The organism is Pseudomonas sp. NY8896 (assembly GCF_039634505.1).
The window spans coordinates 429,783-456,648 of the sequence record NZ_CP132351.1 but is presented as its reverse complement, the minus strand read 5'-3'; the positions used below and the strand labels follow the sequence as shown (position 1 = coordinate 456,648).

The following is a 26,866-nucleotide window of genomic DNA, read 5'->3' as shown; positions in this document are numbered from 1 at the left end:
AGCGGCATGCCATTTACTACAACAGGAAGGGGTACAGAATGGTTTCGAAAGTCCAGCAGGTTGCAGCGATTGAAGCTCAGATCCAGGATCTTCAAAAGCAACGAGAAGAGATCATCAACAGCCCTGGATACCAAACCGAGGCCGAGTTCAACGGGAAGCTGAATGAGCTCCTTGGCTCCTACGGAAAAGGCCTGAAGGATGTCATCGCCATCCTTGATCCAGACCGGCGAGCGCCTGAGAATGTCGATCGCAAAGGTGCTCGTCGCGCTCGCACGCTGAAGCGCTTCAAGAATCCTCACACCGGGGAAGTGGTTGAAACCAAAGGTGGTAACCACAAAACCCTGAAGGAGTGGAAGGAGAAGTGGGGCGCCGATACTGTCAAGGGCTGGGCACAGTAAGCTGCCAGTGACCGAGGGGCCAATTGAGGCCCCTTTTTCATTTCCTTTCACGGGGTTGCTCGATCGATCAGCGTCAGCACCCTGAAGGTGCAATCAGATACGCCATCCGGTGCACTTAATGCGAGATCAACCGCTTTTTTGAACTCGACGGCATGGGAGCGCTGTGTGTCCAGCATGCGCGAGATGTCGATGTACTGATCCGCCGTTATCTCGTCCTTAGGAGAGCAAATGTGATAGCCCTCCTCGATGGTGACGTCCGACAGCCTTTTCGCCGCCGTGGTGAGGTCGAACTTGGCGGGGGCCTTCAGAAAATCCTCCTGAATTGAAGCCTTCACGATCTCATCGCTGGACTCTGTGGAGGTGGTAGCCGGCATCGCGCCTGGCGTTGTGTGGCTGTACTGAATCGCACCAATCGTAGCCGCGATAGAGGCTGCGAAACTCACGATGAGTATCAGTCGTTTGTGGGGGCTTACCTGCTTCACATGCTGATCCGGCAAATGATGACTGGCCGAGATTAACCAGTGGGCGGATGAATCCAAGTCAAAATGCAGTGCTGAAATCCGCCCCCTCTCTTCGCTGGTACCAGGACTATTCAGTCGTTAAGGTGATTCATGGATCAACCACCAAAGAAGGTGCCCTATGCTCATCCTGACCCGTACCGTCGGCGAAACCATCAACATCGGTGATGACATCACAGTAACCGTGGTGGCGAACAATCAAGGTCACATTCGCTTGGGAATCAATGCCCCGAAAGATGTGCCAGTCCATCGCGAAGAGATCTATCAGCGTATCCAGGAAGAAAATGTTGCTCCGTAATCCGATGCGTTCTTCTCTCATCATCTGGGCAGTTCTGGTGTCTGGGTGCGCCGCGGGGTGGATTCAGAACCCGAGCTCAACCACACGTAACCTGGTCGAGGACCTCAAATTAGAGGGGTACGTCTGCAAGGCGAAGTGGTCAGCGATAGAGTGCCGCCAGGAAAAGCCATACGAGAAGAAGGCCCCCAAGATATGCACATCGGAAAAAGGGTGTGTAGAGCAGCCAGGTGAGCTGATTACCAACGTCTACTCGATTGAACAAGACGCCTATGGCATCCCAGCGGTAAGGCAGTGGGTGGAATCTGAGCCCGCACCAAATTGAAGAAATACGACAAAAAAGCCCGGCTCACTGCCGGGCTTTTTCCATCATGCAAGACGCCATATCAGCGATACGGGTATCTGAGGAGAGGTGTTCCTCGTGCCACCGGCCATGCTCATCACATACGGCCCGAATGATCGAGAGCCTAAGCGGCGCACCCTCCGGCTGCATCGTGATTGTGAGAGCCCGGGGGCCAATCATCTGATCAGTATCAGGGGCCAGGCGGAAGCTGATTCGCAACGAATCTGCTGTGTCCCCGGCAAGGATGGTTCCGCGGTAGTACCGACCCAGTTGCTTTGACAGGATGTTGAATAAAGGTACCGCGACTGTCGTTTTCCAGTCAGCTGCAGCACGATGCTCTCGATCAAGGTTGTCCCTTCGATGACGAGCAAGGCTTAGCCTGGTTTCCAGCCGACCACCTGAACGACGGGTGGATGATTCCAACCGTCGAATCTGGGTGTCGAGCTGGAGTGCATGTGACTGACGGCGCTCAACGCTATCGTTATAGCGATGAAGGAGTGCAGAGACTTTCAATTTCCCCTCGCAGCCGCGCGGATAGAAGGCGCGGCAGTAAATGTGCGGACCCGTCAAATGATCAAGTACGCATCGATTTTCAGTTGCTATTTGTCGGCAGTATTCACCGCCTTGTTGATGTAGGCGGTCAGCCCTGGCAGGTCCTCCGACATTGCATACACGTCACGGTTAAGCCCCTTCATGTTGAACCGACCGTAGACTTTGCCGCCGGCGGGCATTTTGAGTGGGTTCGTCAGTGTGGCCATAGCCGTCACCTTGACCTTCTGCGGTTCCTTTTCCAGAACACATTCGCCAGCTTTCTCCAGAGCCGTGGCGGAGGCTTGGAAGTAGGACTGGAACGCATTCTGTCCGCCTCCCTTCATCGCAAGCGTGCTCCCTTCGTACAGCAGGAAAAGCGACTCTGGAGATTTGCAGAGAATAGCCTCTACACGCAGTTCCGAAGAAATCGGGTTCTTGAACTCAAGCAGATCCGCCGCGACGGCTGCCATGGGACTAAGAGTCAGAAGTGCGGCAATGGCCGCGCGCATGTTCATAGGAAATCGAATCCGCTGGTGGGTAGAAATGGGACGATGCAACCGCTGTGGCAGCGGTAGACGGTTGGGGAGTGGCCAAGCTGCTTCGCTTGCTCTGCAGCTGAAAACGGGCTGTTGGTAGGCTCTAGATCAAGGAGTTCTACTGAGTTTTCGGTTTGATGCCAGAGCTTGAAGTAGACCGACCCACGCTGATCCCCCTTCGTGCTGCTGTCCATCAGCATGACGAGGGCACACCGAGGGAAGCGCTCGATGGGAGCGGACATATCGTATGCAGCTGAGAAGTTCTGGACTGACTCGATCCACGGGTAGGTGACCTCGCCGAAAGCGATATCGATCAGATCCTGTGCCGTGCATTCCCAAGGTAAGTAGAAGTAGGTGATCTCACAGTCGTCGTGCGGCGTGGCGGACGGTTTGCATGCCATGAACTTGGCACCCACCATCACAGGGAAAACCGGCATGTCGGTGACACCCCTTTCCAGGGGTTTGAACCAAATAATCGAGGATTGATCGCCACGCTCAAGCCTCAGTTCGAGCATGTCCGGTTCAGCCTCTTTCCACTCGGTGACATCGATACCGGCGAAATTGAATAAGACCTTCAGTCCTTGAACCACCTGATACCAGGTGGTGGTTTCCGTGCGACCTTTGGAAATGATCTCAAGCGCAGGCCGAGCGCACAGATTTCTGGTGACGTCTTGAGTCATGGACTCTTAATCCTCATCGTTGGTAAGGGCCCGCATTGCCACTAGAGCAGAGACCGGGTCCTTGGTCGCGCTTTCGATGTCAGCCAGTGCCTTGCGCAGATCCCTGATTCGAGTCTCGTCGAGGTCAGAACGCTGATCACCTGCTGCGGTATGGGCAGCTAGCAGAAGGTCCAGTACCTGCTCCATCGCTAGGGTGTCAGGTAGCTCGTCGGTACCGAGATGGTCCATTGCGAACTGCTTGGGGCTGAACATTCAGTGCTCCTGGAGAAATGCCCATCGATCGATGGGCACTTTAGGTTAGACGCCTTGTGGAACCTCGATACCACCTAGTGCCTCGAAGAGCGCCGGTAGGAACTCGGCGAAAGTCAGCATCATCAAGGTGAAGCTGGCATCAAATTGGGCCAAGGCATCCTCGCCCCCGTCTTGTTCTGCTTGATCCTGCAGGAGATCTTCAAACCGCAGACGCTTGATGGCCAACTTGTCGTCGAGGATGAAAGACAGCTTATCCGACCAGGCCAGCGCCAGCTGGGTGACCAGCTTACCCGCAGACAGGTGAAGTTGAATTTCCTCGCTGGTCAAATCCTGAGCTTTGCATTTGACTGAGCCACCGTCTTCGTTGGTATCACGAAGCTCGCAATCACTCAGGACATAGAAGTCACCGGCGGCCTTCTGTGTTTTGACCCAGTCAGTGAGGGTAGCGCTTGGGGCGACCTTGACGCTGACCGGGCGCACCGGGAGGGACCCCAGGACCTCGCGGAGTGTGGAAAGGAGATCCTCCGCCTTTTTTGCGCTGGAGGTATCAACCAGGATCAGCCCCAGACTTGGAGCAATTGCAGCGAACGTGGTGGAGCGGCGCACAAACGCGCGTGGCAAGAAAGCCTGGATGATCTCGTCTTTCAGCTGATCACGTTCTTTCTTGTAGACCTTCCGGCACTGCGCAGTCTCGATTTCCTCGACCTTTTCTTTGACCGCATCGTTTACCACGCTGCCGGGAAGGATGCGTTCTTCCTTCTTCGCCGCTACTAGGAAAAAGCCCTGACTCGCGTGCACGAGCGGCGCATCAGGCCCTTTTCCCAGAGGGGCAGTAAATCCGTAGGTAGTGAGTTCCTGACTCTCACAGGGGCGAGCAGGCTTGCCTTTCAATGCCTGTTCGAGAACCTCCGCGGTGAGTTGCAGGTCCTGGGTAAGGGAGTACGCAAGCAGATGCTTAAACCACATGGGGTTGCCTCATTATCAGGGGAGGCAGCCAGAGTAACGATGGAACTGATCAGTTCAACTCAACCAACGTGGCTGGAATTCTCATCAGTGTCCCCAAGAAGCCATCGACAGGCTAGATCTTGGCTGCGTCGAGTTTCGCTTCTGCAAGGGAGGGGTGCCGATCGACTCTTCCTGATAAATGCTTCAGGACCCAATGAGGCCGGTTAAGCCCGCCGCCATTTTCATTGAGAGCAGCCTTGTCGACGTAGTAGATGGTGGCTACACACGGGCCATCCTTAGTCACGTGGTAGCTTTTCTTTCCATTGATCACTCGATCAGTCATGAAAGTGATGCGAGCCATGTGGACTCCTGGTCAGGTAAGAAGGGTCAATTCAGCGAGTACACCATTTGCGGCTTGCGGGCCGATGGTCTGTGACAGCCACTGCACCCGCTCGAATACCGTACGATTGCAGATAGTGGCTCCGGTCTGACTGACCAGGTCCAGGATCACATCAGTCAAAAGGCTATCGATGTCGACATCATCATTTCGTGTAGCCAACTGAGTTTTCTGATACTCATCAATGGTGGCCTGGCTCCAGATCAACGACAGAGGTCGATTGTCCTCGAGCATTACCCAAAGAGAGACCTCGCGAATCATCGCTTTGCCGAAACTGCTTACTGCATGATTCGTGGCCATCTCGAGCTCACCGAGAATGTCCAGCGCAGCGTCGGGGCCCCAATGTGTCAGCACCCAACTGATCTGGCTCAACACCCCCTCATTGAGGGAGCTAGTTACCGACCGCTTGAGTTGGGTAAGGATCGTCTCGTCCAGCCGGTCGGCATCGACCTGCAGGCCAAAGAAGGACGGATCACTGCCGTGCTCAGCGCAGCTGAGCAAGGTCTCAGCGACACCCAGTTCCCGGGTACTGACTTCGTTGACCTTGATGGAAGAGTCAGCCAGAAACTGCATCAAGGCATGGTGAATCAGATCACAAGGCACCTTTTGGTTCCCCAGGACCTCAACCGTAAACGTCGAGCTGGTGGTTTTTGCCATTGTCATATCGACGTCCTTCAGTGCACGGTAATGGGGGTTGAGGTAAGTTCGTTGTTGATTTGGATTGCTTCGAAGCGCATGCCGAACTTGGCCTCTGGATCTTCGATCGCCTGGACCAGGTAGCCAGTCATGTGTGTCCGCGCGAAGTCCATCATCGCCACAGCAATATCAGTGCTGGCGTATTGAACGGTTGGGCCATTTGGGGTGCTGAGGGTGATCATGCTCATCAATTCCTATTCGCTGTACCGCTGGCGGAGTGCCTTTGGGTTGTGTTCATTTTGTCGCGATGCGGGCGTGCCAGAAGGGGGCCTGTAACTGCAGAGAAAGGCCTATGAGCGCAATCGGTAACCAGGTGGGGGGAGTTTTGCTCTCCCAGGTTCGGACCGTCCGGACGTGAACACCCAGGTGACATGCCAGCTCGTTCTGCTCGAGGTTCAAGTAACCGCGGGCTGAAATGAGGTCCTCGGCAGTGAGTAACGGTACTGCGTTGCGAAGCACCAGCGTTGTAGGAATCCCCAGGCAGGCCAGGTGCAGCCAGTTGGGTTGGTTCCCTTTCTCCCAGTCAATTACCGTGGTTCGATGAACCCCCAGAATCTCGGCTACCTGTTGCTGGCTCAGCCGAAAAGTCTCACGAAGTGCAGCCAGGTCAATAGGCGTTACTAAGGGGCGACTCGGAGTGCTCATGCTGCAGCCCTCAAGCTCTGGCCAGGGGACTTGCGTAGGTACTCAACCAGGTCTGATGGTCTAGCAGCATCATTCAGCGGCATGAACCAAACCCGCCGTACTCGTATTGCTGGATCGAATAGACCATCCGGCCCGGGAGGCATATCAGCAGAGGGTGGGGCTACCCTGAGCATCACCTTCAGGGTTGGAGATCCCTTGCATTCAAATATTCCGATTGAGAGCCCAACGTCTGGAATGTAAGCGCCGGAACGTGGCTCGTAGTAGTTCTGGACTACAGCCAACCCATCTTGAAAAGCCGAATGGAGACGAAATCCGAAATCAAGGAGTTGACCTGCAACCTCCTCGGCCGCGATCGCGACCAGACCGGCGGTTACTCCGCCATACTTCAGATCTGGGTGACCACTCCCCAAGAGATGCTGGATCACCTGGTGATTGACAGTGGATGTGGTCATTTCGATACCTCGATGTTCTTGAGGATCGATTCCACAGCACGAATGACTGCTTTGCTGATCAGTCGAGCGTCTCCGCCAGCGATACGGCCCTCTCGCTGAATGCGCTTGATCCTTTTGGCGACGAATGCCAGCTGTGCTTCCTCATCGTCGGCCTGCAGTCCTGGTGTTCTCGGCAGATCCATAAGCTTGAACGACCAGGTCGAATCAAGCTTTCGTCCTTCGAAGATCGAGATCTGGAAGGTTGAGCTTTCCAACACCACCTGGGCCTTGAAGGTATCGTCCGCGGCAACCCTCGCCGATGTCAGCTGCAGCTTCTTCTGCTCCAAGTAGGATGCGAGCCGGCCCGTGAGCACGTCTTTCACATACTCCGGCGCGCGTTCCGGCAGCCGGGAAATTGGGGCATACCGGAAACCCGGCCGACGGAGACCTTGTCGTCCATCCTCGCTTTCATAGAGTTCGGTGTGTCCGGTACGGATTGCGAAATCGATCAGACTTCGCCAGGTCGTGATCCCCTGGGAGAGCACGCGGTCGTCAACCACCATGTCACCAAGTTCTGCGCCGGCGCTGCGTTTACTTGGCGCGTGGACCTGGTCGTCCTCTTCAGCGCGAACCAGCGCTGGAGATCGGCTGTTGATGGAAACGTGAGTAGGTAGCTGAAAGCTGAAATCCAGGGCCATCTGTGGGGCCCGGACGATAGAGCGTGTGTTTTTCATGCTGGTGCACTCCTCTGAAGATGGCTCCATTGGAAGTGCAGGTTTCGAGTGGCAGAAGCGGCGTGCCTCAAAAATCTACGAATTCTTGGTACGCCGCCCAGGGAGTGTCATTCGATCAGTGGTGGATTTCGGAGTGGACGGGTGTGATCCGACCACGCGAACGCATATACGGCAGCCAGACCCGCACAATGCCAAGCAGGTTCGTCAAGACGAAGCAAAGGTTGAGTAGGAGAATCCCGTAAGCGCCTACGATTAGGCCGTAGCTGCACAAGGCCAGGCTTGAGATCAAAAACAACCACCATCCCCAAGGGGATAAGCGAACGTTACTAGCGATCAATGCCGCCCCGGTGATTCCGCAAATCGTACCCACCCACTCGAAGATTTCGTTCATGGCTTCATGCTCGTCTGCAGTTGATTGACTCGCGGGACTGAGATCCATAGGAGCCAGCTTGAGTGTCCCGCTCCCGAGTTGTAGGAGCAGGATGTGGTCCTAAGAGGTGTGCCAGAACCTGTTAGTTGGAGGCTGGAACTGGCACAGTTTTGAGCTCTTCGAGGCGCTTCAGGATGGCGATTGCCTCATCAGAGGTAGCGGGATTGGCATATGCGGACATGAAGCTGTCGAGCAAGGAGCGCAGCATCCCGCCGGTGCCCTCATTTCGAATTACGGACATGAGGCAAAACTGCTCCAAAGGGACCGAGTCGACATTGCTGAGGAAGTCTTCACCGACGGTGTTCCCGACGTCATTCATCAGGATGCGGAGGATGTGATCAGGACCCTCTACGTTGCCTTCACTGTCGCCGGGAACATCCACGAATGATAGGAAGCGGCCTGAGGTGTGGCCGTGAGGGGTGTTGCGTAGCGCATTCAGATGCTGATCGATGCGCTCATTGAGGGTCGAGCCTCTGTTGGTCATGGTGTATCTCTCATTCACGATACGCCAAGGCTATCAGCCGAAATGCTGCGGTAGTAGCGAAAGCAGTGGGGCGCGCAGTTGCGAAGCCCAACTACAACCAAAGACGCATTGGATCGATTTCAACGGCCCGAACTGGTAAGGCCTTGAGCTGGTCAAGTCGTTGTTGCCTTGCTGCTTGATCCGCAGCAGCCATCTCTGACTTGAGTTGAATTTTTTCTGCTGGGGCGTCCATAGCGGTACCCACGAGCACGTAACCGCGTGCAAGCCTTTTCTTGCAAGCTGCCTCGAATGCCTCAAGAGCCGCGAAGTAGGAGCTCTGGGACTTTACAACCCGTTGTGTTCCCGCTGTCCCAGCACGGCCATAATGCGAGAGGACCACCCAACCACCCGAGGTGGAATTGAGCATCAAGGTGTAGAACTTATTGGAGCTACCTTGCTGACAAAGGTAGTTGTGGGTCTGATTCAGGCTCATGCGGGCTCCCGTTGCATGGGAGTGATGATCCTTCGTTCAGTGAGGTGCCAGAAGCTCGGCTTGGAATGGTGACTCCCGGCTGAGTAATCCCAGGAGGGCCCTGGTGCACTCAGCCGGAGATGGAGGGGAATTACACCGCTGGGGCCAGATCCGGAGCCGGGTGGCCTTTACGGTGGGCACGGTGGAGATGAGTGGCCCAAGCGACCAGGAGCGCGAAAAGGATGAATGCCATCCAAAGGCTGCCGATGCAGAACCAAGCGATCGGATTGAGGGTAGTGCCCTCACCGAACATGAGCGTGGTGGTGAGAGCGCAGGCCACGACAAACAGGGTCATGGCCATGAATGCAACGCGGAGGAAAGACTCGGTGATCATGTGGTAGCTCCTTAGCTAAACCGACATTTCTGATTTGGGCTTTCGCCGGGCCAACCTGTCCGGCATGAGCAGAGGTATAACCAGGCTGAGTCTTGTTTCAAGGTGCAGCCTGAAAATGCGAACCCCGCCGAAGCGGGGTCACTGTGACTATGGAGTTAGCCGGTCCACGTCGAGTATCGCGTTCAACTGCCCTTGCAGCTGTTTCAAAGCGCCCTCGATGTCACCTTGCTGCAGATTATGGAGTGCACACGATGCCGCAACATGAAGATCCACGTATGCATGCATGAGCGTGTTGTTAGTGGGGTAGGTGGACGCCGGGCCAGGCAGGGTGACCTCGATGTGCTGTGTGTCCTGCTCACTCCAGATGGCCTCACTCTTCAGGCAGGTATCTCCACCTTCAGTCACCAGGACCAACTGGTTGTTGATCTGCAGGAGCTCTTGGCCATTCCAGTTCACTAGGGTTTCGCTACCGTCCTCAAGAGTAATGGTGTCGCCTGTCTTGTGGATTTCACGGGGTACCCAAGCTGGGATCACTTCAAATGTGCCGGCCAGACGATCACCCGAGATCGGGTGGTAGGGATATAGACGCGAGTTGCTCGACATTCCGTTTTGGCTCCGTATTGATGAACAATGGAGCCATTCTTGAATGCGTTAGGGGGTGCCACCAGCTGAGTGGTGTCAAATCGCAGGTTCAAATTGCGGGCAGTGCTTCCTTACCGCGGAGAGCAGATCGTCCTGGGTAAACGGTTTGGTGATGTAGTCGGTTGCGCCGTGTTTTTTGCCCAAGGCGATGTCAAACAGGCCATCCTTCGACGAAAGCATCACCACAGGAACTGACTTGAAACTATCCCGGCTTCGAATCAGCTGGCAGGTCTGGTAACCATTGAGCCGCGGCATGAGGACGTCGATGAAAATGAGGTCTGGTTTAAAGTCCAGAGCTCGACCGAGACATTCGAACCCGTCGACAACGCAAAGCACCTCGCATCCTGCCTTAGCGAGCATGACTTCGCCCGTTTTTCGGATAGTTCGGGAGTCATCGACAAGCATGACTCGCAAGGGGGATAGATTACTCATAGGGGTCCTCGGGATTACGTGCCATCAATGGCAAGACCGACGAATGTTCGCCGGTCTGTTGTTGAGAATCCAGTGAAGTCAGTTTGCTACTTTTCACCGCATCAGAAACGCCGCATTTCCGGGTCGATTTGCTGAGCAAGACGCATGGCGTCACTCATCGATTTGAAGCCCGATTGCCGCGAGCCATCAGAAAGACGTACTTCCCACTGCAGGGCCTGATTATCGGCTTTGGAGGGCGCGGTATGGCTCTAGATCCGCGCTCCTGTCTCGTGCTGATAGATGCCTGGTCGGCTTCGGTACCACCCTTGAACTGCCTTGCTCACGCCTCGCCTCCGGATTTCAGCGGGTTTCCAGTGGCAGCATGCATTAGCACCTTTTGCTTTGCCCCGCGCTCCATGCGGTAAATCTCCACTTGGCCTGCAGATATCGCATCTCGCAGGTCTTGCTCATCATGGGGCGTGGCTTCAACTGTCGAGATCGTGTCGACAACCTTGTGCATCTTTCCGTCGGACAGAATTGTGAACGTCGGGCCTGGACAGATCGTTGCGAAGGTACTGGAACTGGGACTCTGGCCAGCCTGGTGCTTCCAGCCATAGAGCACACCTTCTACGGTGTCCGAAAGTTGAGGGGTGTGATTGCGATTCATCAAATAGCCTCGTCAGCCAGGAAAATTAGGGGCTATTTAAACGTTCCGAGAGCTGTACCAGAACCACTCGGAAAGCAGACCAGCATTTCGAGTTGAATCAGTAACTTTCTTCGATAAAGTCGGGAGTGTCCGTAGCAAAGTGCCTTCAGCATGACTCCTCTCACTCAGATCAAGATCGCACGTGGCTTGTTCAAGGCCCCCGCAACCCTCACCGAGGTGGATCGAAACGCTCTTGCCGTCATCCAGAACCTAGGTGGTGAGATCACGGACGCCGGTAAGTTAGGCACACTGGTTTCGACCAAAGTCGCTTCAGCAAGAAATCAAAGGTTGCTGGGGGGCCGATTAATCAAGCGATTGGAGGGGATGGGGCTGCTGGAACGCCGGCGCAGTGAAGAAAGTGTCTCCATGTTCGCACTTACAGAATCCGGAGCCGAGCAGGCACGGGCTTCGAAGCTCCCAAACACTGCACAAATTCTGGCCTGACGGGGGGAGCCTTTGCATAAGGTGCCCCAGGCGGAGAGCCCCTCTACTGGTTCGAAGAGCTCAGAACATTCGCGATAACTGCCAGGCCAAGTGCAGTGAACTTGACGTCGAAACAACGATCATCAGAGTCGAGCCGGTCCGGCATCTCAGCGACGATGCCCTTCTTCATGCAGGAGAGCGCAACGCGATGCTCTTCTCGATCGCACTCCACTGATTCCGTTTCAGTCAGGTCGTTATCAAAGGACCGCACGAACCACAGCTGTGGCTCAGTGAGCTTTCCCGCAAGTTTGTCAGCGCGAAGCCCGATCAGGTGCGTATGGACCTGGTCTGCAGGGATTTCCAGTTTCGCCCAGGCGGCAAAAGAGGTACGGGTGCTGTTGCTCTCCTGTCCGATGTCGGTGGAGGACTTGGCGTTCAGGCAGCGAAAGCGCAGGCAGTCTTCATCTTCGACGCCGGCGTAGAGCTTGTATTGAGGCCCCTCATCGAGCACTTCCCGTAGTCCAACCTTGCCATCGCTGTAGAACCGACCTTTTCCGATTTCTGCTTTTTTCATCTGCAGATCCTTGTTTGAGTGGATGTGTTGCAGTCGAGACTGCTCGTGGAACAGGGTCATCATCCGCCCATCTGTTCTGTGCCAGCAGCCGGAGTGATTAGCCCTGGTCGACTGCTTCGTTCGTTTCCTGGATGCACTGATCCAGCTTGCCCGGGCTTTTTCGCTCCGAAAGGGTCTTCACTCCGGCCAGCGCGGATAGCTCAGCTGCTGCCTCTGCGTGTCCATGATTTGCGGCTACGGCATACCAGCAATACGCTTCGAACTGGCCATCAATTGAAGGGTACTTTCCGAGGCTTAGCCCCAGGGCAAACCGATACATCGCCTCTATGTCGCCGCTGTACGCCTTCTGCTTGAGGGACTCCGCTCGTACATCCGCGGGGTCTCCCTCCGTACGAGGCTGCACTACCAGGGCAGCTGGCGCGCCCCGCGTGCGCGGTACGCTGAGGCCAGAATTCAACATGTTGAGAGCTCTAGCCGATTCAGAGTCTCCGGCTGCTGCAGCTTGACTCAAGAGATCTTTTGCTCGGGATGGATCGTTGAGGTTGGGTTGGTAAGTGTTATTGAGCAGCAAGGCGAATTCCCGTTTGGCCCTGATGCTGGTCTCTGCAGCTTTCTCCATCAGAGTGGTCCCATATGGGATGTCCTTGGTTACCCCTTTCCCAAGTAGATAGTCCCAGGCCAGCACCCGGGTAGACTCGACATGGCCAAGTCCGGATGCAGTGGTTAGATAAGCCACTGCGAGCTCAGGGTTAGCTGGCACTCCTTCTCCGTTCTGGTAGACCTTGGCCAGCCGGTACAGGGCATCCATGTTCCCCCTGAAGGCGCTTTGCTCCAGCAGTTCGATCATTGCCGGCGTGTCACCGGTGGTAGCTACCTTTTCCGCCTCCGCCAGCGCCTCACGGCCGGAGTCAGGTGCCGGTGTCTCTGCAACTGGAACGTTCGGCGTAGAGGAAATCAGGGTCGGAACTGCACCAGCAGGGTAGACCTGAACGTCGGGTTCGATGTCAGCCGTCTGCCTGATCTGAGCGTCGGGCAAATCGGCAGAGACTTTCCGCGGTGAGGCTTTGAGGATGCGACCAGGTTCCGCGACGGGTGCTTGGAGTGGTTCTCGCGCAAGAGGCTCGTCGAAGGGGTTTCCCTCCCGTGTGACTTGGGAGGTACAGCCAGATGCGATGAGCGTTAACAGGAAGGTGGTGGGGATGTTCAAGCGTCTCATGCAGAAGGTTTCCTAGCCATAGGCTGGCAAGGATTACAGAATCAGCAGAGAGGCCCAACCGAAAGCCAGGCCCGCATTTTCGAAGCAATGAACTGACCCTTCCAGGTCGGGATATTCATCTGGAACGTAGAGAATTTCGAAGTTTCGCTCGAAGTTCAGAAGAAGCATGATGTCTGTCCCCATGGGGATCATCAGCCCGATCGGTAGATGTGCCCGATACGGTTAAGTTAGATTTTACACTTCATCTGGGTCCATAAGACCCTGTGTAACGCGAAGAAAAGTCGTCCTTACGCGAAGGTAGTCAGGGACTGTCTCACATCGCGGGTAGTGCATATCTGCCAGGTGATGGGAACAACCGCAGAAGAGCACAAAGACGTCTACAAGGCGATAGGTCGGACTTGACAGCTCGTCATCCACTACTGACCAACAAGCCTCGAAGTGCGGGAGCAACTTGGCAAAATCGTTCCAGGATATGTGCGTGTATTCTGGGATAGGGGTCCCGTAATCATCAATCTCACAGCCCAAGTGTTCAAATGAGGTCGAGTAATAGAGCCTAGGCTTCTGGCCTTGGCCACGTAGTTCCAGGATATCTGAACGAGCGGTACCGAGGTCGGGGTAACAGTGCTGAATGTCTCCAGCAAGTGTGATGCTGTACGGCATGGCGAGATCCTTAGTCCGGCTCAAAGCCAGGACGGGTAGTAGCTGAAGTTCAGTGGAAGTTAGGCGTTGAGCAATTCGAGGTCAGCTTCGGTGTGCGGGGTGCCACTGAAGTTCAGTCGACGATACAGCTCCTTCAGGACCTTCTCGTCATCGGTGTAGTCCATCTCGATGCAGGGGAAGATTAGGTTGTTGAAGCGGCGGCGCTTGTCACCCAGGCTCAAGTCCTGGAAGAAGATCCCCCCGAAGATGCTGATCTCCCCGTGAAAGAAGCGGGCGATCGCAGTGATTCGCTGTTGACCATCAATCAACCAACCAGACATGGGCTTGTCATGGCCCTGGTCGTCATAGTCGCGCCCATTGATAACGTAGTACCCGGTACCCAGGCCCAAGAAAATCCCCTCAATGAATTGGACCTGTTGGTCGAGGCTCCAGCTGGGCGGACGCTGCCACGGCGGAAGCACCAAGTTCAATAGCTGACGCTCCTGATCAACGTTAGTGCGGGCCGGGGTCCCCTCCCACAGTGCGCTTATTGAATACGAGCGCTGGTTCCCAGCAAGGATTGGAGCAGGTAGGGAGAGAGAGGACATGTCGATCTCCAGTTGTTGAGCGACCAGGAAAAAGTGGATGCGCACATAATCTGGCAGGTAGGGGTGTGCCAGAAGCCCATGCGAGGAACTGTTGTAGATCGTCAGGTCCAGGCCTTAAGCGTCTCGGCCGGAACCTCGGAGCGGAGAGTCAAGATACATTGCTGGTAGGCCACATCGTAAAGAATGACCGCCTCGCCGATTTTCAGCGCCCTCATCACTCGTTCGATCTTCACGGCCTCAGGAGTGTCGTCACCACCATCAGTTCCGTCCCTACTCACGAAATCGGCCATGAGGTTGTGAAGCGTTTCAGGCTGTAGCTGGTCGTAGGGAATGAGCATGGGATCACCTCTAGTTTGCCTTGAAGGGTGAGGTGATCCTCTGCTGTTGAACGGTGTGCCAGAACCCGCAGTATTATCAGTCCCGACTCTGGCAGTGCTGCACAAAACTTCTGATCAGATCCCGTTCGGACCTGGCGTCAATCAGGAAGCCGTAGAAGGAGTCAGAGCCTGTGGGGTGAAAGCCAAATCCAAGTTGTTCAGCGGACTGCATATCCCAAATCATGCTGGAGTCAGGGGTGAAGGTCGCCGTCAGATAATCACCACTGATCTTGGGAGCGGATTGCAGATGAGGGATGGGGAGAAACTGGCTGTTCACCCTCAGGGTGTAATTCCGCGCATTCCGCAAAATCTCTTGGTTGTTGGTGCCTGCATCGTATAGAGCGGAAATCTTGACGCCGTTGTGACTCGCGCAGGTGACGATCAGCTTGCCGGTACCGTTCCAGGTTTCCTGTTCCCCCTTGAGGTACACAGTTCCTTGCTTGCCTTCGATCCCCCACTGGGGCGATAGAATCCCGTTGTTCACCAATGACAGGCCAGAGGCTTCAGAAATTGGTAAAAGCTGCATCTTGCCGCCACCGACCTGGGCCATCTTTTCGAACAGCAAAGGGCTGACCCCCATACGGATCAGGTAGCTGGTGATGGCAGCGCTGACTACCTGCCCGACATCCAGGTCTGACGTCGAGGTGGTCCGGCGATAAAACCTGTGGATGCCAATACGGGCGTTCTGGTCTGCAAACCGGAAGTGGCCTCCACTGAATGTAAGGACGCAAGCGCTGTAGCAGATCCCGGGCAGAGGCTTGCCATAGTTACCACTGCTTTTGCCGATCGAAGTGTTGATGCCTCTGCGCCGGATCGCTTCACCCAGCTCCATTCCTGCGACCAGGTCCCCACCTGCAGAGTCCAGGTAGAGCATCGGCACCTTCCTGCCTATCTGGTCGAGGGCGGCCAGCATCTCCTGTTTGGTCGAGGTGGTTATTTCGCCTGAAAGGTACAGTTCTGCGGGCGCGGCGGTTCCATCAGGATATGTGCTTTGGAGCACTTTGATCGATGCGCCAGCGGTAGCAGGACTGAACATCAGACCGAGGCTAAAGGCTGCGCCAAGAGCCTTCCCGGCCAAGTTTCTGATCTTCATCTGGCGCACTACAGGTCGAACCGTTTGAAGGTCAGCTTTCCTGCCGGAGTGTCTTGGGTCAGGTCTCCATTCTCCAGGATTTCGAAGCGAACGATGCGGTTGCCTTCTTGATCGAGGGCGGTAATTGATCCAGATTCTCTGCTCCAGCTGGACACCTTTACGTCCTGACCATCGGCGCTGATATTCCCTTCTTGGATCACCGCAATACCAACCGTCCTGGCCTGGCCTCCTTCGGATTCCATCGTTGCCTTGTAGGCACCGACAATTGACTTGTCGCAGCCGGCGATCAGTGTGAGGGACATCGCCAAGGCTATTCGTATAAGAGATTGCATGGAGGGCATCTTTGCTTTCCGAGAATAGGGTTTCTACAAAAAGCTAACGGGTTCCCCCGGCCATTCCAGTGAAAATGTATCCCGGAAATTCAGGGCCTACATTTCTGACGCGATCGTGCGGGTAGCGGCTTCGGAATGTCCTGTAGGCCTGCTTTCACCATCCTGCGGTACTGGTCACGTCGGGGAGGGGGAGCAAGGGGTATTTGCTCCGGGGGCGGAATTCCCTCGCGCTGGGCCAGACGAAGCACCGTTTCCTCGTAAGCATCTTGGTAGTTTCGAACGCCAATGCTGACCCTGATTTTAGGGGCGCCGTCGGCGGTTTGATTGGTTGCCCAGTGCGCGCGATAGGGTGGTGACTGGGAAACGATCAAGGAAATACTCGCGATTGGTTTGGAAGAACACGCGGCGCTATGGCTGCCTGGATCGATGCCTAGCTTCTTCTCTGTCAAATCACGCCAATCCATAGCTGCGCGTAGAGCTTCGCTGAGGGAGACCTCGGGGGTGATCTTGAAGGTCTGGTAATAGTCTCGACGATGCTCCTTCGTGCCTTGCTGGATCGTTGGCCTGTATCCAACAATCTCGCCGTCCTGGTTCTTCAGAATCACGATCCGACGCATCTGGAACCGTTTGTCATCTCGCCAGCGGCGTTGTCGCATAAGGCGAGGGGCGGTCAGGCGGAGGGTGTCAGCGGACGTAGAAGGTATAGGGGCAGGGGAGGCAGAGAGGGGCACTGGCAATGTTCCTTATCCATTGGCCCCACCCATATTGGGTAGGGCCATCCGAAGTTCGATATGTTCGCAAACATCGAGGGGGATTCAATGCCATTTGTCGGTCCGGAATTTCGGACACTGAGGCTCACCAAAGGAACGATGGCGGGCAAGCATTCTCCTTAAAGTGGAGCGAGATGCCGAGGCTACACGTCTATCTCAATGGTTTGCGCCTGGATAACGCCAATCAGTTGGTGAAGGCGATTAGCCAGGTCACGACGCGCATCAGAAGTGACAATTCGACCATCGCCGTATAGGCCCTGCATGATGGATTGAAGGCAGCGGAGCTGCTCACCTTCGAGAAAGAACCCCTTCATGCTTTCAAAGCTCGGTGGAAAGAGGTCTCGCCAGTGAGTGATCTGCTCGGTCACATCCCAAGCTGACGAGCAGGTGGTTTTCCATCGGCCGGAGCACTCATCTTCATCTGGGGATACCACCTGACGACTGCCTGGGTTCCATCCTTGAATAGCCCCTGAAGTGCTTCAGATCGGGTCGTGTAGTGATCGGTGTTTGTGGCCGCTGGCGCGATGAGTACGCTGATCCAAGGCATGCTGCCTCTCCCGTGTATTAGGCCCGGCGTTTTGTCGTCGGAGATAGTTGTTCGAGGGCGTTCAGCAATCGCTGCGCATCATTCGTGCGGATCTGAACCACCTCTGCGCCACCGGCAATGCCGGCGCGGAGTTGGCTCGGTACTTTCGCTTTGAGCAGCGTACGGACTACTGCTTTTGCCGCGGCGACAGGGCGATCCTTGCGGGGCTTCCTTTGTCTGTCTTCCTCCTGAGCCGCTACCTGAATCACAGTCATAACGTCCTGGCCTGTGGCCTCAGCAACACGCATTGCCTTGTGTGCTGAGGCAATGGACGCTTTTCGGTTGGCCACCATTTCGACCAGCCCAGTCGGTGCTTTTGAAAACTCAAGTAAGGTTTTCACATGCCGCAATGATCGGCCTGCGATCGCTGCGATCTCGATGTCCATACAACCAGCCTGGCTAAGGTTCATATACACCTGCGCAGCCAGGTGCGGGCGAAGGCCCGCAAGAGCTATCCGGAACGCCTGCACTACTGCTGCAGGAATCGACTCGCCGGAGGTCAGAGAGGTCTTGACCTCTTCATATGGCAGATCTTTCATGCCTCACCCTCCCGCGAAATGATATCGACCTTCGTGCCTGCGCAATCGACTACGTAGGTGTAGTCCTCACTGGTATCGGCGGAGGTATCAAAAGTGCCCTTGAAGTCCTCGTCGCCGTAGCTACGAGAGCGCGGAACGAGCACCGGGTAGTAGTCGGTGGAATGACGGGTATCGCGGACACCGATCATCAGTCGCTGATCCAGGGTGATGAGCTTCTGCCTTTCCTCGTTGACCTTCACGAGCACGGCCTTCAGGTCGGCGGGCAGAATCTCCAGGTCGAACTGTTGGAGAGCTTCCAGTTGATCGAATAGGGCTTGGAGCTGGTTGGTATGGAACATGGGATTCTCCTTCTGGGAACGTGGAGTAATCCTCACGCCTGCGGGGCTGTGCCAGAACCCCCCTTATGGAATGACACAAGATGTTCTTTTTTCTGGAATTCAGGTCGTTAACTTCCTTAAGGCGAACTGTAATCGCGAAGGAGAGATCAGACTTTGAAGTGGACCTTGGTAGTGGTCACCTTTCTACAAGGTGGTTATGGCACTCCAGCAGGAGTGCAGTACCCCATCGTTTCCGTTACCCCGTACCAAAGCCAGGCCGAATGCGTAACGGTCCTCAACGCCATCTTGGATATGTCGGGCTATCAATCTCGGGCGAAGTGCGTCCCGCCGCCGGCAAAGATTCCGGCGAAAGAGGCGGCCGTTAAGTAGATCGGAGTGCGAAAGGGGCCGCCCTTTGGGCGGTCCCTACATTTTCGTGATGTGAGACTGTCTCAGTCTAGTGGAGAGTGGCTGGCGCTCTCAGGATCGGTGCGTAGGGGCTCTCTGCGAGGGGTAGGCGGCGGCGTGTTTTCTTCGCTCTTCTGCTCTCGAGAAGTGCTGGCGTGCGCCGCTGATATTTCTTTGGCGACGATACGAACCATTACGCTATCGGTAATGAGTCCATAGAAGGTGCCGTGCAACTCCAGAGGATGTGCAATTCGATTCAAGAACTGGCTCCGTGTTTCTGATCTCCACAGGGACGAACATACAGCATTGGTGCATGGTCGCCCCTTCAAAAACGGCCACTCAAGGTAGCCCCGTTTCATCATGCTGCTTGGGTTTGGTTCTCAGTGGCACTGCCCTTGACTTTGGCCAGTTTGTCCATGAAACCAGCCAGGGGCATGTCCTGCAGATCGGAAATTCGATCGCGCAGAATCGACCAGCGTTCTTCTTCCTCCATGGCCATGTACTGGCTGCGATAGCGGCATCCATCCAGGATGAGTTCAGTCGCGGTCGCGCGGTCGACTACGAAGACGACCTTGCCATCAAGCTTCAGGTTCTCCCTTGCAAAAACCTCAGAGATGCTGTCTTCCGGGTCTAGCGTGGCGTAGAAGCGGCCGCGGAGAAAGTCACCTTGGAACGTGGTCTGGCCCAGTAGTGGGCGAGCTGCATTCATCAAAATGTGCCCTGAGGGTGTCTCGGTTCCGTGATCCAGGTTGGTAGTAACCGCAACCGGAGCATGGGCCAGGAAGGAAAGCAGGTTGGATTGAGCGTATTGCATGGGGAGGTCCTCTGTCTGGGATAGGCCCAGTATCAGCAGGGAAGGGCTGTGCCAGAACCGCTGTCAGAATTTCACAGGGTCAACTTGACGTGCATCGCTCAAACGCTTCTGTACCTTGGACGCATCACTGGTGACGCCAGATCCTGGCAAAGAGAGGCCCCCTTGATACGTCGACTTGCCGTAATGGCAACCCTTACCATCGCTGCCGGTTGCAGCTCCCACGCTACGTCGGAAACTCCCACGTCCTTGAATGGCCAGGTATCTGCGCAGCCCACCCCCTTGACTGCAAGCCAAGCCCGTTCGTTGGCATTCGATGACTGCAATTACATCGTCGACCACCTGGCTAGCACCCACAAAGATTCCGCACGGGCTCGAGCGTTGAATTACTGCATGGGCGTGGACGTCGCTAAGTTCGGCATGAACTGATCTGGTAGATCAGCCAAGAAAAGAAAACCCCGCACCTGTGAAGGTAGCGGGGTTTTTGTTGGCTCCAACTTTGAAATCCAGCAAACCGAAAGGCCAGCTGGTGACATTCAAGCAGCGGATGCGTACTTGGCGTCGATGTTTTGGAACTGATCCAGCATTTCCCGGTAGCTGATCTCGCCGCAATTGTGCCGCGTGATGAACTCCAGGCGCTCGCACCCTTTCTTCCACTCGACCGTAGATGCAACCCGATCGAGGGTATCTGGAGATGCCACCATACGAAAACCGGCGCAGAAGGCGTCTGATACGACTTCGTCCAGAGTTGTGCAGGTGTGATGGGTAATCCAGCCGTGCAGACCGAAAGCCTGGTAGCGGAATTTACCGGGTTCTGAGGCATCAGGAAGAACCAGCGCCCATTGGTTCCCGGACCAATGTTTGAGGATCAACCCTACGCCAACCCGATCCAGTTCGTTGTACAAGGCGGTCAGGGCTTCGTGCCGCTCCATACTTTCCCGGAGCATTTGGCGGACCGAAGGCGATAGACCAGCTTGATCGGCATGGAGGTCTTCGCCATCCCCGAAGGTTTGGCGGACCGCCCTTGCCTGCTCGATGAAGCGATTTCGAAGGTCTTTATCCATGAGAACTCCAAGGGAGCACTCAAGCCCAGGGCATGATGTGCCCCGGGTAGGGTTAGAGGACGCGCCGGCGGATGCCAGGGCGCTCGAACCACGCTATGCGCGGTGTGCTGCTCCTGGCCAACCAGGTTGTCTTCATCCACAGATTGACTTCACGACATGGCCGGCCGGAAAGGCGCACGTCATCAGGCGAGCAGCTTGAGAGTTGCCCGACAGGTCTCACTTCGAGGATTTGAGTAAGTCGACTGTAGTCGAGTCACTCGGTGTGCACGAATGTGCAGTGGTTGGAGCCAGCGGTGACTCCCCGATTGAAAACTGAAACTCAGGTCTCAGCCGGGGCCAGATGAACACCCTAGAGTTCTAGCGCGTACATCTGGTGCTTAAAGTCCAAGGACTCAAGCAGGAAGCATGTTTTTTGTATCACCACGCCCTACCCATCGCAAGTCAAACTGAGGCCTAATTTCTTACTCTAACGCGGTCGAGCCCGGTTTAGAGGTATGTACTGCGAGTGTTCGTCTCTCAGTACCCGGCCGAGGCTCCATCCTTCCTCAAGCGAAGCCAGGTCATCCCAGGCGATCGGGGTCAGACTGGCATTCCACCCTGCCTTAACGTCGCTGGTGTAATGGAGCGATCCATCGGGATGAAGCCGGACTATCAGTGCGTCTGGCGGTGATTGGATGTTGTGTCGACGAGTGAATCGGAAGCAAGCCGAGCATTCACCGCCGCCGGAGCACACATCGAAATGACTACCCCACTGAGCAATGGCCGTATTCATCGATTCCCGAAGCCCTGCAAATGTCCGCGGCCGGAGTGCGCAGCGGGGTTGAGGGTCAATCGAATCGATGCGTAAGCGATTCCTTCCGTCGCCATCAGGGCCACGCGGATCGCAGCTTGGGCCTTCCAGGTATATTGGCACTGTGGTCTCCTCAGGCAGCTGTGGCAATGGTGCTGGTTGGGCAGGAGCGCTCTGCCAGGCGCAGCTTGCGTGCTAGATCCTTGTCCGCTCGCCAATCGCTTGGCGTGTACGAGGCGAACACCGGAGGGCAGCCTGGCCGGCTGAAACGTAAGTGTGTTCCCCGGGTGATGGAGATTTCCCAGAGAGGATGTGCTTTCTGTAGTTCTCGGAGACGTTTCATGTGATGGGATTCCAGTTTGAGTACGCCCATCGTGATGCTCGAGGATCTGTGCCACCAGCTGATAAAAATCAGGCCCCGAAGGGCCTGACATTCAGAAGTCGATCGGTGATTCTTGGGGGCAGCGCGCCAGATGCAAGCCGAGTTGAATCGAAGCGATCTCGGCCAGGTCCTCTTTCGTTAGGGGGGCGTCGCCAATCGCCAGGCCAGAACGAAGTACGTGTGCACCATTCTTTGCCTGCCAATCGATCGCGACAAAATGAAGCCCTGGAACTTCGTTGAGCGGAGGAGCAAGGCCCCAGGTCTGCGTGGTCCGCGCGAAGCTGGCCAGGCAAGCGATTACCGTATTTCTCTTGCCTAGATCTCGCTGAGATGCCTCCGGAAGGGAGTCGAATTCGGCGACTGTGCCGAGATACTGCTCGAACGGCTTGTGTTTCGGATCTTGTCGAAGCAGTTCCGCGATGATCCCATCACCACTCACTACAGAGCGATAGAGATCCTGGGAAACCATTGCGGCCACTCGAGGACCGCGGTGAATGTTCACAGAGTAAAACCAGCATCGAACTGCAGAAATGGCAGGGGTCTCCGGGTCCATCTCCCAGCCTGATTTCTCCATAGCGGCTGCGACACGCTTCCGCATCGCTTCATTAAGTTGGTGCATCGAGGTACCTATCATCTGCTTGGGAGCACCGATCTTGGCATTATCCAAGTGTGCCACCAGCTCGGGAAAAGCCGCGGTCGTTTTGAGTTGAATGACGAGATGCGCCAGCTATCGTGGGCTCCGACTTTCGGAGTTCATCGGATACAGGCGTTGAAACCATCGACCATTACCCGACGGCAACTGCTTGCAGCATTCCTCGCCGCGCCAGCCGCACTCACACTGGGCCAAGCCCTCGGCAGTGTCCCCTCAGGACGTAAGTACGATTGGCGCGTAGTAGCGCTCAACCGAGATCGTTGGCTTGATCTTGAAAGGCCAGATAGCGGTGAGAAGGCCTCTTTCTGCTACTTCCGCGGAGGGAAAGGCTGGGACGTTGGTGGATACCAGAAAGCCTGCAGCATCCTGCGAGACGTGAAATTCAAATCAACCGTTCGCATGAGCCCGAAGCTACTTGATCTGCTTTACCTCATCCAGGTCTGGTTGAGGATCAACCGACTGCCCTACAAGATCCTTGTGAACAGTGGGTACCGCACCCCACAGCACAACTCCAAATTGGAGGGCGCAGCCAAGCAATCACTTCATATCAAGGCGATGGCCGCGGATATTCGCATACCGGGCTTGTCCGTCGACAACCTGGGAAAGCTGGCCCAGGCTATTGGCGTCGGAGGTGTGGGCTTCTATCCCACGAAGGGATTCATCCATGTCGACGTCGGCAAGGTTCGAACCTGGCGCGTGGCCGAATCGACCGTCCTGGAGCCAGAACACTGGATTGTGGAGCTACTCGATCCTTCGACCGATGCTCAGTGGCTGGCCAACCTTGCGCCTGATTGGCCAGAACTTGAAATGCTCGCTTGACCTTCAGCAGCCGCCCTAGATTGCGCTTATTCGCAACTCCACCCGGCGATTGGCTTGGCGACCGGCGGGTGTTTCATTTCCTGCGACCGGCATCGTATCGGCCACCCCGCGAATTGCAATCCGGTCAGCCTGGATTCCACCTGCGTAAAGGAACTGTCCAACCGCCTGCGCTCGGTTGTAGCTGAGGCGAAGGTTATTTTGGAACGGACCGGTGTTGTCCGTATGGCCGGTGATTTCAATGCGAAGGTTACCTTGGTTCCGCAGCGATTCGGCCAGTCGCGCCAGGGACGGGAAAGACTGACTTTGCAGATCTGCCGATCCAGTGCTGAACGTAATGTCCGCGGGCGCGCTCACCACGAGTGCCTGGGTGGTGTTCGCATCATCCACCTGCTTTTCAACGGTGAGGCCTGTCCCTTTCAGCTTTGCCTCTAGTTCGCCATGCTTACGGTCGAGGATGAGCCCGGTGCCACCGCCGATACCAGCACCAATTGCCGCACCAATGAGGGCTGCACGACTATCGCCGATCGCCGCGCCAATTAGGCCGCCTGCAACACTCCCTACTACGGCCCCGACGGCGGTCCGGTTAATTTCACGCTCACCGGTCATGGGGTTGGTCGCACAGCCGGCCAGGCAAGCGAGCATTACGAGGACGCTGAAGGGTTTGAGCAGTTTGTTCATGCTGGAGCTCCTTGAGATGGAGCTCCATGTTGATGGTAGGCAAGGTGTGCCAGAAGCAGCCCCTTGCAATACCCCTCAGCAGCCGATTCCTTGCGCCAGGCGATTGCAGCGCAATGCCAGCTTGTGCTGGTAGTCGGTCCCGGTGCAGGTACTCTCAAGTCGAATGAGTTGCTCCAGAGTGACGGCCTGGTTACCCGCTTTGTGGACCGCTTCGGTCAGGCTGGTGCACATCCTCACCACGTAGTTTGGCGCGCTGTACTGGGGATGGCGCGAAAAGTCGTCCGCATCGTGGCCTCGTTTGGTCAACGCTTGCTGGATAATGCTCGAGTACGGTTCGTTTACGGATTGAGTGCTCATGGATTGAGAGTCCTGGAATCAGCCAGCAAAGTGAGAGTGGGCCGTAGTATCCACCACACGGTAGGCCACGATTTGAGCGTGTGGGTTGTAACCACTGTGGTTCCAACCGAAGGCCTGTGCACTGCCGGTGTGCCGCTGGCCGTTGCGGAAGATCACTTCGACTTGGCTCGCTTCACTGAGCCCGTGTGGAAGGTGAGGACCTGTGACAGGCGATCCACCCCAGGTTAGGTATCCATCCTGCAGCGCAGCTTGCAGTGCTTGCTCGGCGATTATGTTCTGCACCAGGTCGAACTCGGCGCGTGCTGCTGCATCTCGAGTCTCAAAGATGAAGTCGCCTTCCTTGCCCAAGTCGGTGCGGCGGCGGTCACAGACAATACGCCACTTACCGTCCGGATAGTTGTTGCTGACGCAGCCGCAAGCCCCGCTTGGGTAACGAAGATTGGATACGTACCAGCCTCCATGACGCCACTTCGAATAAAACGGTGTCCAGCTTTGGTCTTGGGTTTGGTCTCGTTGAATCGGTTGCATTATCTACCTCAGATGAAGGCCTTGTTGGATGGAGTAATCCTGAGGGTGACGGTTGTGTGCCAGTATCCTCAGCACAACCAGAGCGTCTATCGGGTTAGCTTAAAGGGCCACCCGCAGTCGAAATTTGTCTCACCCATTGGCTTCGCCTGAGGTGAAAAGAAATCCACCTGCCGTTCTGCATGATCCAGGGCGGCATCAAGTCTGGGCAACGTTTTGGAGAAACGGGTAGCACTGGTGCCATCGAACGAATGCGCGCCCGCGGCTGCGCAGAGGTGGATTCGTTTCGCGCTGTTCACCCGGCCAATGTGGTAGTAGCAGTTCCTTCGTCTAGCCAGGACACCCCATGCGTTGGCCGTTGCCAACTTCCATTAGGGCCCCAGATCGAAGCATACTATTCACAGGGCTTAGTCCTCGTAGGATGGCCCTACGATACAAACGCTCCAGATCATCTTCGGTTGGCTTCGTCGTAGATCAAAGCAGAAGCTACCTAGCTTCGGTGCGATTACGCCGGCTTAGCGGCCGCCGTGGGTTGGAGCCGATCAGTACGGCCCCCTCTGTTTTTGGACCGTAAGCAGCCAATTTGTAAGCCCCTTACCTCGGCGTCCGCCTGGGGTTAAACCGCACGATGAACTCGGCCTTGGAATGCAGGTGGTTGCCCTGCTGATGCTCACGGTACCAGCAGCCTCGCTGACGGTGCCATGGGTGACGGCCACCCAGGCGCTCTCCGGCATCGCCAAGGACCTGAACAAGATGAGCGCCAAGAGCTCCATCAAGCTCTTGGTGCCGGACAGCCAGCAAGGCACCCTCTACAAATGGGTAGCCATCCTGACGGGCTCGAAAAACGCGCTCAAAGGCGTGGGCTTCTTCCTCGGGGGAGCACTGCTTGCGCTGCTCGGTTTTACCCAGGCGGTATTGGCCATGGCGGCGGTGCTGGCCCTGATATGGATCGGCAGTCTGATCCTGCTGAAAAAGGACTTGGGCAAGGCCAAGGCCAAGCCGAAGTTCCGCGACATGCTGTCCAGGGATTTCTGGCTGGTCGGGGGCTTCTTGGCCGCGTGGGTAATCGGCTACGGCATTGTCCAGTCGTTTGCCCCCCATATCACCGGCAAGAAGCGTGGTCATGTACCCGACGGCCGAGCAGCCTTCATCTGGGCAATCGCCCTGGCCGGGCTACCTGCGCTCATCGCCGTGGGCCTGTCGGCAGGCTGGTCAGCTCAAGTAGTGCTGCTGGGTGGGTTGATGCTGTTTGGTGTGCTATTCGCGGTGAACTCATCGCTGCACAGCTACCTGATCGTCAGCTATGCCAAGGAAGATGGGGTCTCGCTGGATGTGGGCTTTTACTACATGTCCAACGCCCTGGGTCGCCTGGTTGGTACGCTGCTCTCGGGCTGGGTATTCCAAGCCTACGGGCTGGGAGCTTGTTTATGGATTTCCTCGGCCTTCGTGCTACTCGCAGCCCTGATCTCTATTGCTTTACCCAAGCACGTTGAGGTGATTGCAACGTCGCAGTAGTAAACAGAAGTAATTGCGTTTTTCTTAAGAAAGGCGCAGTTAATGCTGCGCTAACCAATATCACCTACACTCGCCCCTATGATCCGCATCCTGCGACTGTTCACTATCCTGATGCTCGTACTTTCGCTTCCTCTCAACGGGATGGCGGGAGTCGACTCAGCCATCGAGCCTTGCCCCATGCAAACCATGGGCATGCAGATGATGGCAGGGATGGAGCACGACTGCTGTCAGGACCAGGATCAGGGGAAAACCTCTCAGCACGCCAACAAGGCCTGCAAAATCGGCCAGGAATGCAGTACTGCAAGCACATTGCAGGTCAGCATGCTCGAGCCCGCGCTCACCTTCTCGACTCCCCGCCCCGTCGATACCTATGGCGAAGGCCTTCTGACCAGGGCTCCCCCCGATCATTGGCGTCCTCCCCGCACCTGATTCCTTCGTAAACCTCACACCATCGTTCTGCCTCGGCGGCTGA

The 26,866-nt window shown here is 56.0% G+C and carries 36 protein-coding genes and 2 pseudogenes; 6 read left to right on the top strand and 32 right to left on the bottom strand.

Annotation, left to right across the window (positions count from 1 at the left end):
- The first annotated feature begins 38 nt into the window (after positions 1-38).
- Positions 39-398, top strand: a complete 360-nt coding sequence (locus Q9451_RS34095; RefSeq protein WP_123085153.1) for a histone-like nucleoid-structuring protein, MvaT/MvaU family — start codon at positions 39-41, stop codon at positions 396-398.
- A gap of 47 nt (positions 399-445) precedes the next feature.
- Here Q9451_RS34095 and Q9451_RS34090 read toward each other — a convergent pair whose 3' ends face one another.
- A complete protein-coding gene (locus Q9451_RS34090) occupies positions 446-937 on the bottom strand; it encodes a hypothetical protein (RefSeq protein ID WP_183596683.1) in 492 nt (163 codons plus the stop codon).
- A gap of 100 nt (positions 938-1,037) precedes the next feature.
- On the opposite strand from Q9451_RS34090, the gene csrA reads away from it, so the two are divergent.
- Complete coding sequence (gene csrA / locus Q9451_RS34085) at positions 1,038-1,214, top strand: carbon storage regulator CsrA (RefSeq protein WP_010794235.1); 177 nt, start codon at positions 1,038-1,040, stop codon at positions 1,212-1,214.
- Between the two features lie 939 nt (positions 1,215-2,153).
- On the opposite strand, the gene Q9451_RS34080 is transcribed toward csrA, so the two are convergent.
- From Q9451_RS34080 to Q9451_RS34015, 14 genes are all read right to left on the bottom strand, one after another.
- Complete coding sequence (locus tag Q9451_RS34080) at positions 2,154-2,600, bottom strand: hypothetical protein (RefSeq protein ID WP_021263417.1); 447 nt, start codon at positions 2,598-2,600, stop codon at positions 2,154-2,156.
- Positions 2,597-3,301 carry a hypothetical protein gene (locus Q9451_RS34075; protein ID WP_172688664.1) on the bottom strand — a complete coding sequence of 235 codons (705 nt, stop codon included), beginning with the start codon at positions 3,299-3,301 and terminating at the stop codon, positions 2,597-2,599. Before Q9451_RS34075 ends, Q9451_RS34080 begins: the two co-directional genes overlap by 4 nt.
- A gap of 6 nt (positions 3,302-3,307) precedes the next feature.
- Positions 3,308-3,553, bottom strand: a complete 246-nt coding sequence (locus Q9451_RS34070; protein WP_172688663.1) for a hypothetical protein — start codon at positions 3,551-3,553, stop codon at positions 3,308-3,310.
- A gap of 45 nt (positions 3,554-3,598) precedes the next feature.
- Positions 3,599-4,519 carry a recombination-associated protein RdgC gene (gene rdgC, locus Q9451_RS34065; RefSeq protein WP_172688662.1) on the bottom strand — a complete coding sequence of 307 codons (921 nt, stop codon included), beginning with the start codon at positions 4,517-4,519 and terminating at the stop codon, positions 3,599-3,601.
- 112 nt (positions 4,520-4,631) lie between these two features.
- Positions 4,632-4,859: a hypothetical protein gene (locus Q9451_RS34060; RefSeq protein WP_172688661.1), complete on the bottom strand. Its 228-nt coding sequence runs from the start codon at positions 4,857-4,859 to the stop codon at positions 4,632-4,634.
- A gap of 12 nt (positions 4,860-4,871) precedes the next feature.
- Positions 4,872-5,558, bottom strand: a complete 687-nt coding sequence (locus Q9451_RS34055; RefSeq protein WP_172688660.1) for a hypothetical protein — start codon at positions 5,556-5,558, stop codon at positions 4,872-4,874.
- A gap of 11 nt (positions 5,559-5,569) precedes the next feature.
- Positions 5,570-5,773, bottom strand: coding sequence for a hypothetical protein (locus Q9451_RS34050; protein ID WP_123085420.1), 204 nt, complete (start codon positions 5,771-5,773; stop codon positions 5,570-5,572).
- A 911-nt stretch (positions 5,774-6,684) separates the two neighbouring features.
- Positions 6,685-7,401 carry a hypothetical protein gene (locus tag Q9451_RS34045; RefSeq protein WP_088192155.1) on the bottom strand — a complete coding sequence of 239 codons (717 nt, stop codon included), beginning with the start codon at positions 7,399-7,401 and terminating at the stop codon, positions 6,685-6,687.
- Positions 7,402-7,913: 512 nt separating this feature from the next.
- Positions 7,914-8,315, bottom strand: a complete 402-nt coding sequence (locus tag Q9451_RS34040; RefSeq protein ID WP_010792702.1) for a hypothetical protein — start codon at positions 8,313-8,315, stop codon at positions 7,914-7,916.
- 91 nt (positions 8,316-8,406) lie between these two features.
- A complete protein-coding gene (locus Q9451_RS34035) occupies positions 8,407-8,787 on the bottom strand; it encodes a WGR domain-containing protein (protein WP_172688656.1) in 381 nt (126 codons plus the stop codon).
- A 130-nt stretch (positions 8,788-8,917) separates the two neighbouring features.
- A complete protein-coding gene (locus Q9451_RS34030) occupies positions 8,918-9,160 on the bottom strand; it encodes a hypothetical protein (protein ID WP_123085426.1) in 243 nt (80 codons plus the stop codon).
- Positions 9,161-9,307: 147 nt separating this feature from the next.
- Positions 9,308-9,763, bottom strand: a complete 456-nt coding sequence (locus Q9451_RS34025; RefSeq protein WP_123085427.1) for a hypothetical protein — start codon at positions 9,761-9,763, stop codon at positions 9,308-9,310.
- 75 nt (positions 9,764-9,838) lie between these two features.
- Entirely contained in the window at positions 9,839-10,234 is a 396-nt protein-coding gene (locus Q9451_RS34020) for a response regulator (RefSeq protein ID WP_010794247.1), read from the bottom strand.
- A gap of 319 nt (positions 10,235-10,553) precedes the next feature.
- Positions 10,554-10,880: a hypothetical protein gene (locus Q9451_RS34015; RefSeq protein ID WP_172688655.1), complete on the bottom strand. Its 327-nt coding sequence runs from the start codon at positions 10,878-10,880 to the stop codon at positions 10,554-10,556.
- A 150-nt stretch (positions 10,881-11,030) separates the two neighbouring features.
- On the opposite strand from Q9451_RS34015, the gene Q9451_RS34010 reads away from it, so the two are divergent.
- The gene (locus Q9451_RS34010; protein WP_172688654.1) at positions 11,031-11,363 is read left to right on the top strand and encodes a hypothetical protein; all 333 of its coding nucleotides are present in this window, start codon (positions 11,031-11,033) and stop codon (positions 11,361-11,363) included.
- Between the two features lie 43 nt (positions 11,364-11,406).
- On the opposite strand, the gene Q9451_RS34005 is transcribed toward Q9451_RS34010, so the two are convergent.
- From Q9451_RS34005 to Q9451_RS33945, 13 genes are all read right to left on the bottom strand, one after another.
- Positions 11,407-11,979 (bottom strand): hypothetical protein, encoded by a 573-nt coding sequence (locus Q9451_RS34005; protein WP_189761523.1) that lies wholly within the window; start codon positions 11,977-11,979, stop codon positions 11,407-11,409.
- Between the two features lie 34 nt (positions 11,980-12,013).
- Complete coding sequence (locus tag Q9451_RS34000; protein ID WP_172688652.1) at positions 12,014-13,132, bottom strand: tetratricopeptide repeat protein; 1,119 nt, start codon at positions 13,130-13,132, stop codon at positions 12,014-12,016.
- 719 nt (positions 13,133-13,851) lie between these two features.
- A complete protein-coding gene (locus Q9451_RS33995; RefSeq protein WP_235375671.1) occupies positions 13,852-14,253 on the bottom strand; it encodes a DUF262 domain-containing protein in 402 nt (133 codons plus the stop codon).
- A gap of 227 nt (positions 14,254-14,480) precedes the next feature.
- Positions 14,481-14,717 (bottom strand): YheU family protein, encoded by a 237-nt coding sequence (locus Q9451_RS33990; protein ID WP_010792710.1) that lies wholly within the window; start codon positions 14,715-14,717, stop codon positions 14,481-14,483.
- 76 nt (positions 14,718-14,793) lie between these two features.
- Positions 14,794-15,849, bottom strand: coding sequence for a hypothetical protein (locus Q9451_RS33985; protein ID WP_021018446.1), 1,056 nt, complete (start codon positions 15,847-15,849; stop codon positions 14,794-14,796).
- 8 nt (positions 15,850-15,857) lie between these two features.
- Entirely contained in the window at positions 15,858-16,181 is a 324-nt protein-coding gene (locus Q9451_RS33980) for a hypothetical protein (RefSeq protein ID WP_172688651.1), read from the bottom strand.
- An 89-nt stretch (positions 16,182-16,270) separates the two neighbouring features.
- A complete protein-coding gene (locus Q9451_RS33975) occupies positions 16,271-16,786 on the bottom strand; it encodes a hypothetical protein (protein WP_171886844.1) in 516 nt (171 codons plus the stop codon).
- Positions 16,787-17,094: 308 nt separating this feature from the next.
- Positions 17,095-17,319 (bottom strand): hypothetical protein, encoded by a 225-nt coding sequence (locus Q9451_RS33970; protein ID WP_223290560.1) that lies wholly within the window; start codon positions 17,317-17,319, stop codon positions 17,095-17,097.
- A gap of 196 nt (positions 17,320-17,515) precedes the next feature.
- A complete protein-coding gene (locus Q9451_RS33965) occupies positions 17,516-18,076 on the bottom strand; it encodes a hypothetical protein (RefSeq protein ID WP_021263426.1) in 561 nt (186 codons plus the stop codon).
- The gene (locus Q9451_RS33960; RefSeq protein WP_010792715.1) at positions 18,073-18,414 is read right to left on the bottom strand and encodes a hypothetical protein; all 342 of its coding nucleotides are present in this window, start codon (positions 18,412-18,414) and stop codon (positions 18,073-18,075) included. Before Q9451_RS33960 ends, Q9451_RS33965 begins: the two co-directional genes overlap by 4 nt.
- Before the next feature lie 745 nt (positions 18,415-19,159).
- Positions 19,160-19,615, bottom strand: coding sequence for a hypothetical protein (locus tag Q9451_RS33955; protein WP_010792716.1), 456 nt, complete (start codon positions 19,613-19,615; stop codon positions 19,160-19,162).
- Between the two features lie 533 nt (positions 19,616-20,148).
- Positions 20,149-20,676, bottom strand: coding sequence for a hypothetical protein (locus tag Q9451_RS33950; RefSeq protein WP_010792717.1), 528 nt, complete (start codon positions 20,674-20,676; stop codon positions 20,149-20,151).
- A 1,224-nt stretch (positions 20,677-21,900) separates the two neighbouring features.
- On the bottom strand, positions 21,901-22,515 hold the full coding sequence (locus Q9451_RS33945) for a hypothetical protein (RefSeq protein ID WP_172688649.1): 615 nt from the start codon (positions 22,513-22,515) through the stop codon (positions 21,901-21,903).
- Positions 22,516-22,617: 102 nt separating this feature from the next.
- Here Q9451_RS33945 and Q9451_RS33940 point away from each other — a divergent pair, with 102 nt between their 5' ends.
- A complete protein-coding gene (locus Q9451_RS33940) occupies positions 22,618-23,319 on the top strand; it encodes a DUF882 domain-containing protein (protein WP_224396990.1) in 702 nt (233 codons plus the stop codon).
- Positions 23,320-23,334: 15 nt separating this feature from the next.
- On the opposite strand, the gene Q9451_RS33935 is transcribed toward Q9451_RS33940, so the two are convergent.
- From Q9451_RS33935 to Q9451_RS33920, 4 genes and pseudogenes are all read right to left on the bottom strand, one after another.
- Positions 23,335-23,997, bottom strand: coding sequence for an OmpA family protein (locus Q9451_RS33935; RefSeq protein ID WP_172688648.1), 663 nt, complete (start codon positions 23,995-23,997; stop codon positions 23,335-23,337).
- Positions 23,998-24,072: 75 nt separating this feature from the next.
- Positions 24,073-24,354, bottom strand: a complete 282-nt coding sequence (locus tag Q9451_RS33930) for a hypothetical protein (protein WP_010792720.1) — start codon at positions 24,352-24,354, stop codon at positions 24,073-24,075.
- 18 nt (positions 24,355-24,372) lie between these two features.
- On the bottom strand, positions 24,373-24,882 hold the full coding sequence (locus Q9451_RS33925; RefSeq protein ID WP_201265726.1) for a hypothetical protein: 510 nt from the start codon (positions 24,880-24,882) through the stop codon (positions 24,373-24,375).
- Between the two features lie 86 nt (positions 24,883-24,968).
- Positions 24,969-25,250 (bottom strand): annotated as a pseudogene (locus tag Q9451_RS33920) (hypothetical protein); the annotation flags it as partial.
- Positions 25,251-25,474: 224 nt separating this feature from the next.
- On the opposite strand from Q9451_RS33920, the pseudogene Q9451_RS33915 reads away from it, so the two are divergent.
- Positions 25,475-26,394: pseudogene (locus Q9451_RS33915) on the top strand (MFS transporter); the annotation flags it as partial.
- Positions 26,395-26,472: 78 nt separating this feature from the next.
- Positions 26,473-26,823 (top strand): hypothetical protein, encoded by a 351-nt coding sequence (locus Q9451_RS33910; RefSeq protein WP_311165541.1) that lies wholly within the window; start codon positions 26,473-26,475, stop codon positions 26,821-26,823.
- Positions 26,824-26,866 lie beyond the last annotated feature (43 nt).